This window comes from Streptomyces sp. NPDC002640 (assembly GCF_053592575.1).
Map to the genome: position 1 here is coordinate 223639 of NZ_JBSFVZ010000003.1, position 13282 is coordinate 236920.

A 13282-nucleotide genomic window follows, 5' to 3' on the forward strand; every position below is an offset into this window, starting at 1 on the left:
CTGGGCCCGTTGCTGAGGAGATGCGTGCACGTGGCTGCTCGAGGGCTTCCCACCTGGGCCTGGGTGACCGGACTGACCAGCGCGGCGATCGTGGTGGTCATCGGGCTGGCCGTCCAGGCCGGCACCGGGACGAAGCCCGCCGCCCTGGACGACCGCCCGGCGGCCTCCTCGTCCGAGGCGCCGCGGCCGCGGAAGTCGCTGACGCCGGGCGACGAGGGCGACGGCGGCGCGGCCGCGGCGGTGCCGGCGAACTCCGGCACGGGGCGGCGGCTCGTGTACTCCCTCAAGGCCGACCGGGTGTGGCTGGTCGACGCCGGGGACAAGGCGCTGCGGAGCTTCACGGTGTGGCCGGGGACGCTGGACCCGAAGCCGGGTGAGTACGCGGCCGGTACGCGGACGGCGGCGACGACGGGGTCGGACGGGGTGCCGATCGAGCACGTCGTGTACTTCGCGTTCTCCGAAGGGGTGAACTTCGCGTTCTCCCACGCGGAGGACGGGGCGTCTCCCGCGCCCGCGGAGGGGAAGCGGACGGCCGGGGTCCGGCTGCCGGTCGACACCGGCAAGGCCCTCTGGGACTTCGCCACCACCGGCACCCCCGTCATCGTCACCCCCTGACCCCCGCCCCCCCACGGGGGCACCGGTCCCACCCCCTGTGGGCCATCGTGCCGCTGGGCGCGGTCGGCTCGGGCGTGGTGGTGCGAACCGCTCGCCGCGGAGGGCCGGGGCCCTGCGCCCGCCCTCCCCCGAGCTCTCGGCTTCGCTCGAGCAGGGGGGACCCCCATCGCCCCCTGGGCGGCCCGGCCGCCCGCAGGGGGGTCGGCAGGGCGACGCGCCCGCGGGGGAAGCGGCGGGGTCGGCCGCGCTGAGGGCGGCGGGACGCCGGGGGTCAGGTGGGGCGGGAGGTGCCGGTGCCCTTTTCGGCGTCGAGGGCGTAGACGCAGCGGTCCTTGCTGCACGCGTACACGACCCCCGACCGCACCACCGGCGACCCGGTGATCTCCCCGCCCGTCGCCAGCTTCCACCGCAGCCGCCCGTCGTCCGCCTTGAGCGTGTACAGCAGGTGGTCGGTGGACCCGAAGTGGATCCGCCCCTCCGCGACGACGGGCGCGCCCACGATGTCGCCGCCCGCCTGGAACCGCCACTTCGGCGTGCCCGTGACCGCGTCCAGCGTGTACAGCCCCTTGCCGCTGGCGACGTGGACGTGCCCCGCTGCGACCAGCACCGGCTCGACGGAGGAGCGCGCCTCCGTGGCGATCCGCCACCGGTCCCGCCCGTCCGCCGCGTCCAGCGCGTAGACCGTGCCGAGGTAGTCGGCGAGGTACACGCCGCCGCCCGTGACCGCCGCGCCCGGCACGAAGGCCGGCGGGCCGAGGAACACCGCGGGCGCCTCGAAGTGCCAGTGCACGTGGCCGTTGGACACGTTGATCGCCAGCACCCGCGTGCCCGCGGACACGTACACGCACCCGTCGGAGGCGGGCCGCAGCCGCACCGGCACGCCGCCGCAGGACGCCGCGTCGCCGACGGGGTACGACCACCGCTCCTCGCCGGTGCGCACGTCCAAGGCCCGCAGCCGGGCGTCCTGCCAGACGTACGCGGTGCCGTCGTACAGCGCCGGCCCGGCCTCCGGCGTCTCGAAGTCGGTCTGCGCGCCGGTCAGGTGCCACAGCCGGCGCCCGGTCGCGGCGTCCCAGGCCTGCACGCCTCCGCCGCGCGTCCCGGTGAGGACGTGGCCGCGGTCGGCCTGGAGCGAGTACACCCAGGCGTCGGCGGACAGCCGCCACAGGTCGGAGCCGTCGCGGGCGTCCAGGGCGAACAGGGTGGGGCCGTCGGAGGCGTGGATCCGCCCGTCGGCGACCTTCATCGACCAGGCCACGTCACGGGTCTTGAAGCGGCGCCGGCCGGTCTGCACGTCCAGCGCGTGCACCTCGAAGGAGGTGACGTACACCAGGTCGTCGGCGACCTCGGGGGTGCCCCAGACGTCGTTGGACATCCGGAAGCGCCACGGCCGCCAGCCGCCCCGCCCGTCCGGCTGGTCCTCCGTCCGCGCCGCACCGGCCTGCCCGGGCTGCTGCGCGGGCACCGGCGCCGCGCCCTGCTGGGGCCGTGCCCAGGAGGCCGCCAGCCCCGCCTCCGCCAGCGGCGGCCGGGTGGCGACCGCGGCGCGCACCTCGGCGACCCGCGGGCCGGGCCCGATCGGCACCCGGGCGCCCGGCAGCAGCACCGGCCCGCGGTCGGGGGATCCGCTGGGCAGCGAGGGGTGCGGGACGGGGCCGCCGTGCCCGGCGCCCGGGCCGTGCGGCGGCACCGGCGGGAGCGGCGGCGGGTCGTGCGGCGGGCGCGGCGGCACCACGCCGGGACCGGGCGCCGGGCCGGGGCGCGGGCCCGGACCGGGGCCGTGCGGGGGCGCGGTCACCGTGGTGGTGCGCCCGCCGTTGCGGCGCTGCTCGATGAGGTGGACGGCCCGCTCCGGCAGCCACGCCGAGGCGGTGCCGCTGTCGTCGGAGCCGGCCCCGAACAGGTGCGGGGCGAGCTGCGCCTGGAGGTCGGCCGGGGTGGGCCGGGCCGGGGCCTCCATCTTCATGCAGGCGTCGATCAGCGGCCGCAGCTCGTCGGGCAGGCCCTCGAGGTCCGGCTCCTCGCGCAGCAGCATGAACACCGTCTCCACCGGGTTGGCGCCGTGGAACGGCGGGTGCCCGGTGGCGGCGAAGACCAGGGTGGAGCCCAGCGAGAAGACGTCGCTGGCGCCGGTGACGCTGCGGGAGTCCTTGGCCTGCTCGGGCGACATGTAGGCGGGCGTGCCGACGGCGACGTTGGTCATGGTCAGGCGGGTGGAGGAGACGCCGGAGGCGATGCCGAAGTCGATGACCCGCGGGCCGTCCTCCACCACCAGGACGTTGGACGGCTTGAGGTCGCGGTGCACCAGGCCCGCGCCGTGGATGGACTGCAGCGCCTCGGCGACGCCCGCGGCCAGCCAGCGGACCGCCTGCACGGGCAGCGGGCCGCACTCGTTCACTATCTCCTCGAGAGACGGCGCCGGCACGTAGGCGGTGGCGAGCCAGGGCACGGCGGCGCGCGGGTCGGCGTCGACCACCGCGGCCGTGTAGAAGCCGGAGACGGCGCGGGCCGCCTCCACCTCGCGCGTGAAGCGGACGCGGAACAGCTGGTCCTCGGCGAGCTCCGTCCGCACGGTCTTGATCGCCACCCGCCGCCCGGACGCCGAGCGCGCGAGATAGACCAGGCCCATGCCTCCGGCGCCCAGCCGTCCGAGAACCTCGAACGGACCGATCCGACGCGGATCGGTCTGTGTCAGCTGATCCACCACTTGCCTGCCACCTCCCCGTGAGAGCCGCGTCGCCTTCGTGTTGTACGCGACCCCGTGCAGCGTCTCACCACCGCACCGCCGCGGCGGCACGCACCCCGATTCTTCCTTGCCCGAGCGGCGCCGCGCGAACCCGGGGACGGATTTCGATCGCCGGGTGCGCCCGTCACAGGCCCGGGAGACGGTGCCGGGGCGCCGGCACACCGTCCCGGCCCGCCCGCCACCGGCCCGAGGGGCCCGCGGCGGGCGGTGCGGCCCTCGCCGTCAGCCCTCCAGCAGGGCGAACGACGCGTTCTGGTTGTCCGTCACCACGGCGACCCTGCCGCGGTCGGTGGTGAACGGCTGCGCCTGCACCCGGCCGCCGAGGCGGTAGACCGCCCCCAGGGCGGCCTCCAGATCCCCCACCGAGAAATGCACCAGAAAGTGCGACGGCATGACTTCCGGAAAAACGCCCGCCAGGGGGGCGATGCCGTCCCGCAGCCCGCCGAACACCCGCTGCCAGAACGGCCGGGCCTCCTCCGGGGCGCGGGTGTGGAGCACCGCCCGGGCGAAACCGCCGCCGGCCGGCCGCCGCCGGCCGAAGCCGTCGTGGGCGGCCGGCTCCCACAGGCCGAAGACCGCGCCCTCCGGTCCCACCGCCAGTGCCTGCCGCCCCAGCCGGCCCATCGGCACGGGAGCGGCGATCAGCTGCCCGCCCTCCTCGGTGATCCGCCGGGACAGCGCCGTCGCGTCCCGGGTGCACAGGTACACCGTCCACACCGTCGGCATCCGCCCGTCCCGCTTGGGCAGCAGGGCGGCCACCGGCTCGCCCTCCCGGTGCGCCCAGGCGGCACCGAGCGGGCCGCCCTCCATCCCGCGCGGTCCCACCGGGTCGAAACTCCACCCGAAGAGTTCCCCGTAGAAACGCTTGCCCGCCTCGACGTCGGGAAGCGAGGCGTCCACCCAGCAGGGAACGCCCATGGCGGCATCGCCGCCCTCCGTATTCACGGATGCCCCATTTTCGGCCATAGCGCCAAGTTAGCGGCCCCGGAACGGTCACGCAGAGCACCCGCACCCCATTTGCAGTCTGCCGAATAGCGCGGGAATCGGCCGTCGATAAGCTGACGACATGACAGGACACGTACGCACGGTCGACGGCCGCGTGGCTGGTCGGCGAGGGCAGGCGACACGGCAGAAGCTGCTGGACTGCCTCGGAGAAATGCTCGGTTCGGCCCCTTACCGCGACGTCAAGGTCATCGACGTGGCGCGCAAGGCAGGCACTTCCCCGGCGACCTTCTACCAGTACTTCCCGGACGTCGAGAGCGCCGTCCTGGAGATCGCCGAGGACCTGGCGGCCGGCGGCGCCGGCCTGGGCGGCCTACTGGAGGGCCGGTCCTGGACGGGCCGGGCGGGATGGCAGACGGCCCAGGAACTCGTGGACGGGTTCATGGACTTCTGGCGGGCCAACGACGCGATCCTGCGGGTCGTCGACCTGGCCGCGGCCGAAGGGGACAAACGGTTCTCCAAGCTCCGCCTGCGCATCCTGGGCACCCTCCACAAGGGCCTGACGGAGGCGATCGAGGGCCTGCGCTCCAAGGGCAAGGTCGATCAGGACGTGAGCCCGGCCGCGACCGCCGCCTCGCTGATCGCCATGCTCTCCGCTGCGGCCTCGCACCAGAAGGGCGGCCACACGGGCTGGGGTTACAAGGCCGCCGAACTGCGTCCCAGCCTGGCGCAGCTGGTGCACCTGGGCGTCACCGGGAAGAAGCCGACCAGGTAACTCCGCGGCGGCCTCTCCCGTGGTGCCCGCGCCTTCTCCCGTCCTGTCATCCGGACCGCCGCGCGGGCCTTCCGCGACGCGGTGATCGATATCGGCCGGCGGCCCCGTCACCGCTCTTCCCGTCATCCACAATTCACTCCTGAGCGTGACCGATTCGGAATCAATTCCGATCTTGACCGAGACCAATCAAGTGCTCATCCGAATAAAATCTCGGCATCATGCTCGAAAAGCCCGTCCCCCAGGACTCCCGGCCCCCTGCCCGGCATCCCGTCTACGTCATCGGCGGCGGCCCGGGAGGTCTTGCGGCCGCACAGGCGCTGCGGGCCCGCGGCATCCGCGCCGTGGTGCTGGAGAAGGCGAACCGGGTGGGTGACTCCTGGCGCCGCCACTACGACCGGCTGCGCCTGCACACCACCCGGAAGCGGTCCTCGCTCCCCGGGCTGGCGATGCCGCGGTCCTTCGGCCGGTGGCCGGCCCGCGACGACATGGTGCGCTACCTGGAGACGTACGCCGAGCACCACGGTCTGGAGGTCGTCACCGGGGTCGAGGTGACCCGCCTGGAGCGGGCCGAGGAGGACTCCGGCGGTACGTGGGTGCTGCACGCCACCGGCGGGCGGAAGCTGACCGGCAGCGCGGTGGTGGTGGCCACCGGCTACAACCACACCCCGCGCACGCCCGACTGGCCCGGGCGGGACGGCTTCACCGGCGAACTCCTGCACGCCGGCGCCTACCGTTCCGGCACCGCCTTCGCCGGGCGGGACGTGCTGGTGGTGGGCGTCGGCAACACCGGCGCGGAACTCGCCGTCGACCTGGTGGAGGGCGGCGCGGCCCGGGTCCGCCTGGCGGTGCGGACGGCGCCGCACATCGTGCGCCGCTCCACCGCGGGCTGGCCCGCGCAGAACACCGCCATCCTGGTGCGGCGGCTGCCGGTGCCCGTGGTGGACCGACTGGCCCGCGCGATGGCGAGGATCAGCGTCCCGGACCTGTCCGCGCACGGCCTGCCGCGGCCGGACACCGGGCTGTACTCCCGGGTGCGCCAGGGGGCGATCCCGGTACAGGACGTCGGCCTGATCGACGCGGTCCGCAAGGGGAAGGTCGAGGTCGTCGCCGCGGTGGACGGCTTCGACGGGGCGGAGGTCCTGCTGGCCGACGGCTCCCGGATCACCCCGGAGGCCGTCGTCGCCGCCACCGGCTACGTCCGCGGCCTGGAGGACCTGGTGGGCCACCTGGGCGTCCTCGACGCCCGCGGGCTTCCCACCGCGCACGGCCCCCGCGCCCCCAAGAACGCGCCCGGCCTGTTCTTCACCGGGTTCACCACTCCCATCAGCGGCACGCTGCGCGAACTCTCCCGCGACGCCGAACGGGTGGCCAGGGCCATCGCCCGCGCGGCGCGCTGAGCCCCCGTCACCGGACGCGCTCCCGGCGATCCCGCCGGGGAACGTCCCGCCTACAAGGCAGGCGGCGCGGTGCGGCGGCGGACGACCAGGACCATCAGCGCGGCCGCCGCGCACAGGGCGCCGGAGGCGTACCAGACGACGTCGTAGCTGCCGAAGACGTCGCGGGCCGCGCCGCCCAGGAAGGCGACGGTCGCCGCGCCGGCCTGGTGGGAGGCGAGGACCCAGCCGAAGACGATCGGCCCGTCCTCGCCGAAGTGCTCACGGCACAGCGCGATGGTGGGCGGCACGGTCGCCACCCAGTCCAGGCCGTAGAAGACGATGAAGAAGATCATCGGCGGGTGCACGGCCGGCGCCAGCAGCATCGGCAGGAAGAGCAGCGACAGGCCGCGCAGCGCGTAGTACACGGCGAGCAGCCGCCGGGAGTCGAACCGGTCGGTGAGCCCAGCCGGAGGCGACGGTGCCGATCACGTCGAAGACGCCGATGACGGCGAGCAGCGAGGCCGCCGCGGTGACCGGCATCCCGTGGTCGTGGGCGGCGGGCACGAAGTGGGTCTGCACCAGGCCGTTGGTGGAGGCCCCGCAGATGGCGAAGGACCCGGCCAGCAGCCAGAACGGTCCGGTGCGCACGGCCCGGCCCAGCACCCGCAGCGCCCGCCGGGCCACCCCGGGGACCGGGGCGGGCGGCGGCGTCACCTCGCGGGCGCCGTAGAGCGGAAGGCCCACGTCGGACGGATGGTCGCGCATCAGGAGCCAGGCGAACGGCACCACCGCGAGCGCGGCCAGCGCCACCGTGACGGCGGCGGGCCGCCAGCCGTGGGAGACGACCAGCCAGGACAGGAACGGCAGGAACACCAGTTGTCCCGAGGCGCCCGCGGCGGTCAGGACGCCGGAGACCAGGCCGCGGCGCTCGGCGAACCACCGGTTGGTGACGGTGGCCGCGAAACCGGTGGCCAGCGCGCCGGTGCCGAGCCCGACGAACACGCCCCAGAGCAGCAGGAGTTGCCAGGCCTCGCGCATCACCACGGCGGTGCCCACGCCGACGGCGATCAGGGTGAGCGCGCCGGTCACCACCCGGCGGATGCCGAACCGGTCCATCAGCGCGGCGGAGAACGGCGCGATGAGGCCGTTGAGCACCAGGTTGACGGAGACCGCCGCGCCGATGGTGCCGCGCGACCAGCCGAAGTCCCGCTCCAGCGGCCCGGTCACCAGTCCGGGCAGGGTGCGGAAGGCGGCGGCGCCGATGATGGTCACGAAGGCGACGGCCACCACCAGCCAGGCGCGGTGGGGAACGCGCGGCCGGCGGCGGGGCGGGGGGCCGGGCGCGGTCGCGGGCTCGGGCACGGTCGCGGGCTTGGGCACGGTCGCGGGCGCGGGACCGGCGGCCGGGGCGAGGGCGGGTGAGGCGGGGTCCGTCTGGGTCACCGCACCAGCATCGGCGTCCGGCCGCGGCCGGACGAGTGGCCCGGGGGACACTGTTCGACAGGATCGGGCCAGGGCTACGATCCGGGCATGACGGCGGACGAGGCGCACCCGGGGCGGGTCCCGGACCGGCACCGGGTGGCGGTGCTGGTGATGGACGGGCTGATCCCCTTCGAACTGGGCATACCGCACCGCATCTTCGGCCGTGCGAGGTCCGCGGACGGGCGCCGCCTGTACGAGGTGACGACCTGCGCGGCGGGCGCGCCGGGCGAGGTGCGGACCGACGCGGACTTCGCGGTCCGGGTGGACCACGGCCCCGAGGCGCTGGCCACCGCGGACACGGTGGTGGTGCCGGCGGCGCACGAGCGGAGCGCGGTGCACGAGGGCGTGCTCACCGACGAGCTCGCGGCCGCGTTCGCGGCGGTCCGGCCCGGCACGCGGCTGGTGTCCATCTGCACCGGCAGCTACGTGCTGGGCGCGGCGGGGTTGCTCGACGGCCGTCCGGCCACCACCCACTGGGCGCACGCCGAGCACTTCCAGCGGCTCTTCCCCCGGGTGCGGGTGGACCCCGACGTCCTCTTCGTCGACGACGGTGACGTGCTGACCTCGGCCGGGGTGGCGGCGGGGATCGACCTCTGCCTGCACCTGGTGCGGCGCGACCACGGCGCGGCGGTGGCCGCGGAGGTGGCGCGGGTCACGGTGGTCCCGCCCCACCGGGACGGCGGTCAGGCCCAGTACGTGCGGCGGCCGGTGCCGGAGGCGCGGGCGTCGGGGACGGCCCGGGCGCGGGCCTGGGCGCTGGAGCGGCTGCACGAGCCGGTACGGCTGCGGGACCTCGCGGAGCGGGAGTCGCTGTCGGTGCGGACCTTCACGCGGCGCTTCCGCGAGGAGACCGGGGTGAGCCCCGGGGAGTGGCTGACCCGCCAGCGGGTCGAGCGGGCGCGTCACCTGCTGGAGACCACGGACCTGTCCGTGGAGCGCATCGCCCGCGACGCGGGCTTCGGCAGCGTGCAGTCACTGCGCCAGCACGTCCGCGCGGTCCTCGGCGTCACCCCGACCACCTACCGCCGCACCTTCCGCACCACCCGCTGAACCTTGTCCACACCCTGTGGACAACTTCCCGACCCGGACGGACCGCCCCTGCGCGGGGCCCGGACGCCCGGCACGGGCTCACGGCGCCGGCACGCGCCGCACGGACGGGCGGCGGCAGGGAGAGCGGCAGCGGGTACGCGCCGCACGGGGACCGGCGGAGACGAACAGCGCGGTGACGCGGCGCGCGCTTCGCACGGAGGCGCACGGTCGGGTGCGGTCGCCGGCGGCTGGGACGGTGGGCCCACAGATGCTCGCCGCCGGATGCACGCGGCCCATGTACGCGCCGCCCGGACGCACGCGGCGCGGAGACGCTGCCCACGGATCGCGCGGGACAGACACGTCCGGCACTCATACGCCCCCGGATACGCGGCCCACGTACGCGCCGCACGGATACGCGCCGCACGGATACATGACCCCACGAGAACGCGGCGCTCAGATACGCGGCACCCGGATGCGCGGCCCGCACAAGTGCCGCACGGACACGCGGCCCCACGAGAACGCGGCGCTCGCTTACGCGCCACCCGGATACGCGCCGCACGGACACGCGGCCCCACGAAAACGCGGCGCTCGCTTACGCGCCACCCGGATACGCGGCCCACGTACGCGCCGCACGGACACGCGGCGACGGACACGCGGCGCACGCACGCGCCGCTCGGAGCCGCGCGCGGTCGGCGGTGGGCGTACCGGCGGCCGGGGAGGCGGGGTCGTCAGACCGCCTCGTACGCGAGCCCCCCGCACGCGGCGACACCCGTGCCGTATCCGACGGCCGCCGCCTTCCCGGGGGTCGCGGCGACCTGCGCCCCGCGGTCCAGTTCGCACCAGATCCGCTTGCCCGCGCCCTCCCGGATCCAGCCCCAGCGGTCCGCGAGGCCGTCCACCAGGGCGAGCCCGCGGCCGCCCGTCTCGTCCTCGTCGCTACATCGGGGCACCGGCGCCCGGCAGTCCGCGTCGGCGACCTCGAGGCGCACCGGCGGCATCACGCCGACGGGGGCCTCGTCGGTGCCCTCGGCCGGCAGCACCAGCCGCAGCACCGCGGGGCACCCCGTGTGCACCACCGCGTTGGTCACCAGCTCGGACACGAGCAGGATCACCGTCTCGGCCAGCGACTCGTCCGCGTCCATGCCGGACCCCACGAGCCGCGACCGGGCCCATCTCCGGGCCCTCCCCACTTCCGCGGGGTCGGGCCGGATCTCCAACTGCACTTGAAGCACCTGCACCGCTCACACCATCCGAACCGGCGGACACGACACGGAGTCACGGTCCGTGACTCCCTTGACGCACAGCATGGTTGACACTGAGTCACCCCAACAAGCGCTTCGGGCATATTCCAGCGCGAAGGAGTACCCGTGCGGCATACTGTGCGACGACTCCCGCCGTGCGAGGCGTCCTCGCGCTAGGGCCGTTGGGCCCTGGCATCTCTCGCATTTCACCCAAGGTACCCGAGCGGCCCGCCCTTCCGGGCGGCAGCCGGCCCCGGCCCTCCCGCGCGACGCGTCAACTCTCCGTGACCGCGCGGCGACAACGCTGCGTGACGTGCGCTTCGTGACCACGCAAGGGTGAGAGCGGCGCGGAACCCCGCCGTCAACTGCTGCGCCTCTCCGGCGTGTTGCGGGGGCCGCCATCCCGACCGGGCCCCGGCTCACGCCGACATGGGGCGCACGTCGTCGTCCAGGGCGGCCTCGGCGTCCGGGAAGACCTCGAACAGCCGCCGTACACCGAGCGCGCCCAGCACCCGGTTGACGTGCGAGCCGTCCTCCGCGCCCGCGGCGGGGAGCACCAGCCGCAGCCGGCCGCCGCAGGACCGCAGCAGCCGCCGGGTCGCGATGAGCACGCCGACGCCGCTGGAGTCGCAGAAGAACACGCCGGAGAGGTCGACGACCACGCTGCGGTGCCCCGCGGCCACCGCGTCGTGCACCCGCCGGCGCAGTTCCGGCGAGGTCATCAGGTCCATCTCGCCGCACACCCGGAGCACCACCCACTCGCCGTGCTCGGTGCCGGTCACCGTGAACGCCACTTCATGCCCCTAACTCGCCGGAGGCGGACTCGTGGCAGCGCCCCTGCCCCACGACACCTCCATGAAACACAGGGTCCGACCGGGAGAACCAGGCATCGACCGGCCACTTCCGGCCTTATTCGATCGAAAATCCTCACACACAGCCCACTTGTGGTCGTTGTCGGGGGACAAGGCGCACACCTGCTGCCGCCCGGCCCGCAACGCGCGACCCTTACCACGTGGGCACGCTCCCAGGAGGCGGGTTTACCGCGAAGAGCCCTGCGCGGCACCGGGTGCCGACTACATTCGTCGGAGGAGACTCCCGCCGACGCGGGGGCGCGGTGGAACGGGGCACGGGGGACGACGAAGGGAGGGGACTGTGGCGAACGCCACGGACGGACCGGTCCGCGCGGACCGGAAGCTGCGGCAGCGGCTGGAGCGCGGCGAGGCCGCGGCCCTCGGCGAGCTGTACGACCGGTACGCCTCGCTGGTCCACGGGCTGGCCAACCGCGTCCTGGACGACGAGCGGGCGGCCGACGCGGTCACCCGCGAGGTCTTCACCCACGTCTGGGAGAACCCCTCCGCCTACGACCCACGGCAGGGCCCGATGCGCAGCTGGCTCTCCGAGCTGACCCGCACCCTCGCGGTCCGGCGGCTGCACGCGGCCGGCGCGGCGGCGCTGCTCCGCGAGGGCGCCGACCCGGAGGACCCCGCGGCCCGCGAGGAGCTGGAGACCAAGGTCCGCGAGGCGGCCGTCGCGGCCCGCGCCGACTACATCGTGACCTCCATGCCCACCCCGCTGCGGGACGCGCTGCACCTCGCCTACCACCACCGCCGGGACTACCGCGGGGCCGCCGCCGACCTCGGCGTCACCGAGGAGGAGTCCCGCCGCCGGATGCGCCTGGGCCTCCAGCTGCTGTCCACGGCCCGCACGGTGGCCCCGCCGCGGCCGGGAGGCACCGGATGAACGGCGACCCGGGCGCGCGCCACGAGGACCCCCGGGACGACGGCCCGGCGGCGCGGGACCGCGTGCCCGGACGCCGCCCCGCCACGGACGCCCACGCCAACCGGCCCCACGCCGGTCACCGGTCGGGAACCACCGCCCCGGGCACCGCCCGGGCCGGGACGGCGGGCGACGGCCGGGCCGCCGCGGCCCCCGCCACGCACGCCGAGCTGAAGTCCCTGCTGGGCGCGTGGGCGCTCTCCGTCTGCAGCCCCGCCGAGACGGCCGCCGTCGACGCGCACCTGTCCGGCTGCCACCGCTGCGCCGAGGAGGCACGCGCGCTGCGTGACGCGGTCCCGCTCCTCCAGCGGCCGGAGAGCCTGGACCTCGACCCGCTGCTGCGCACCCGGGTGCTGGACGGCTGCCTCGACCGCCGCCCGCCGCGCATCCCGGTCCCCGACTGGGCCGCGCCCTACGACGCGGAGACCGCGCGCCTCGACGCGCTGCTGCAGGACATCGACGAGGCGGAGTGGCACGCCCCGGTCCGGCTGCGCTGGATCGAGGAGGACGAGGAGCGCCAGCACCGAGCCACCGTGGCCAAGGTGATCGCCCACCTGATGGCCGTGGACGGCCTGGTCGCCCTCGCCCTGGGCCTCGCCGACCCGCTGTCCGCGCTGCCCGGGGTCGCCCTCACCGCGGGCTCCGGCACCCCGACCTCCCGCACCCGGGCCTACTGGGCCGCGCTCAACCGCCCGCCCACCCTTGAGGTGCGCGACCCGTGGCGGAGCCAGAGCCACGAACTGGTGCGGACCGCCTCGTACACCGGCGGCACGTCCGGCGGCCTGCCCGTCGCCTACGGGCCGTGCGAGATCCCGCTGCGGGACGCCCTGCTGGAGCGGTCCTTCGCCTGCTGGGTGCACGGCGGCGACATCGCGGACGCGGTGAACTACCCGTACCGGCCGCCGGCCCCGCGCCACCTGCACGCCATGATCGACCTGGCGGCCCGACGGCTCCCGGAGGCTCTCGCCGCCCGGCGCAGGGCCGGCCGTGCCGCGCAGCCCGCCCCGGGCGCCCGCCACCTGGTCTCCGCGGGCCGTCCCGGCCGCAGCCTGTGCCTGGAGATCGAGGGCCGCGGCGGCGGCGAGTGGCTGATCCCGCTCGACTCCCCCGCCGCGCTCCCATCGGAGAACCACGTGGTGGCGCAGGTGGTGCTGGACGACGAGGAGTTCGCGCAGCTCGTGGCCGGCCACATCCGCCCCAGGGACGCGGCGGCCGGTCAGACCGGCGACAAGTCCGCCGTCAGCGACGTCCTCCACGCGGCGGCGTCCCTGAGCCGCCTGTAGACCGGGCCGCGGGACGG

Annotated in this window: 10 protein-coding genes and 1 pseudogene; 6 read left to right on the plus strand and 5 right to left on the minus strand. The window is 75.5% G+C overall.

What is annotated here, in order from left to right:
* Nucleotides 1–30 precede the first annotated feature (30 nt).
* A complete protein-coding gene (locus ACWD3O_RS05710; protein ID WP_451408461.1) occupies nt 31–615 on the plus strand; it encodes a hypothetical protein in 585 nt (194 codons plus the stop codon).
* Between the two features lie 271 nt (nt 616–886).
* On the opposite strand, the gene ACWD3O_RS05715 is transcribed toward ACWD3O_RS05710, so the two are convergent.
* Nucleotides 887–3322, minus strand: a complete 2436-nt coding sequence (locus tag ACWD3O_RS05715; protein ID WP_451408460.1) for an outer membrane protein assembly factor BamB family protein — start codon at nt 3320–3322, stop codon at nt 887–889.
* Nucleotides 3323–3583: 261 nt separating this feature from the next.
* Nucleotides 3584–4306 carry a VOC family protein gene (locus tag ACWD3O_RS05720; protein WP_451408459.1) on the minus strand — a complete coding sequence of 241 codons (723 nt, stop codon included), beginning with the start codon at nt 4304–4306 and terminating at the stop codon, nt 3584–3586.
* Nucleotides 4307–4427: 121 nt separating this feature from the next.
* On the opposite strand from ACWD3O_RS05720, the gene ACWD3O_RS05725 reads away from it, so the two are divergent.
* A complete protein-coding gene (locus ACWD3O_RS05725; protein WP_451408458.1) occupies nt 4428–5078 on the plus strand; it encodes a TetR family transcriptional regulator in 651 nt (216 codons plus the stop codon).
* Nucleotides 5079–5296: 218 nt separating this feature from the next.
* Complete coding sequence (locus ACWD3O_RS05730) at nt 5297–6475, plus strand: flavin-containing monooxygenase (RefSeq protein ID WP_451408457.1); 1179 nt, start codon at nt 5297–5299, stop codon at nt 6473–6475.
* A 50-nt stretch (nt 6476–6525) separates the two neighbouring features.
* Here the strand turns inward: ACWD3O_RS05730 and ACWD3O_RS05735 are convergent.
* Nucleotides 6526–7816, minus strand: a pseudogene (locus ACWD3O_RS05735) (MFS transporter).
* Nucleotides 7817–7984: 168 nt separating this feature from the next.
* Between ACWD3O_RS05735 and ACWD3O_RS05740 the strand changes: the two are divergent.
* Nucleotides 7985–8986, plus strand: a complete 1002-nt coding sequence (locus tag ACWD3O_RS05740) for a GlxA family transcriptional regulator (protein WP_451408456.1) — start codon at nt 7985–7987, stop codon at nt 8984–8986.
* A gap of 707 nt (nt 8987–9693) precedes the next feature.
* On the opposite strand, the gene ACWD3O_RS05745 is transcribed toward ACWD3O_RS05740, so the two are convergent.
* Nucleotides 9694–10188 carry an ATP-binding protein gene (locus tag ACWD3O_RS05745; protein WP_451409007.1) on the minus strand — a complete coding sequence of 165 codons (495 nt, stop codon included), beginning with the start codon at nt 10186–10188 and terminating at the stop codon, nt 9694–9696.
* A gap of 437 nt (nt 10189–10625) precedes the next feature.
* Nucleotides 10626–11000: an STAS domain-containing protein gene (locus ACWD3O_RS05750; RefSeq protein WP_451408455.1), complete on the minus strand. Its 375-nt coding sequence runs from the start codon at nt 10998–11000 to the stop codon at nt 10626–10628.
* Between the two features lie 358 nt (nt 11001–11358).
* On the opposite strand from ACWD3O_RS05750, the gene ACWD3O_RS05755 reads away from it, so the two are divergent.
* Nucleotides 11359–11946 carry a sigma factor gene (locus tag ACWD3O_RS05755; protein WP_451414945.1) on the plus strand — a complete coding sequence of 196 codons (588 nt, stop codon included), beginning with the start codon at nt 11359–11361 and terminating at the stop codon, nt 11944–11946.
* Nucleotides 11943–13265, plus strand: coding sequence for a zf-HC2 domain-containing protein (locus ACWD3O_RS05760; RefSeq protein WP_451414946.1), 1323 nt, complete (start codon nt 11943–11945; stop codon nt 13263–13265). Before ACWD3O_RS05755 ends, ACWD3O_RS05760 begins: the two co-directional genes overlap by 4 nt.
* Nucleotides 13266–13282 lie beyond the last annotated feature (17 nt).

What these genes read in the sequence shown, in the direction of transcription:
- ACWD3O_RS05725 (WP_451408458.1), top strand. Translation starts at nt 4,428, where the DNA reads ATGACAGGACACGTACGCACGGTCGACGGCCGCGTGGCTGGTCGGCGA.
- ACWD3O_RS05760 (WP_451414946.1), top strand. Translation starts at nt 11,943, where the DNA reads ATGAACGGCGACCCGGGCGCGCGCCACGAGGACCCCCGGGACGACGGC.
- ACWD3O_RS05730 (WP_451408457.1), top strand. Translation starts at nt 5,297, where the DNA reads ATGCTCGAAAAGCCCGTCCCCCAGGACTCCCGGCCCCCTGCCCGGCAT.
- ACWD3O_RS05740 (WP_451408456.1), top strand. Translation starts at nt 7,985, where the DNA reads ATGACGGCGGACGAGGCGCACCCGGGGCGGGTCCCGGACCGGCACCGG.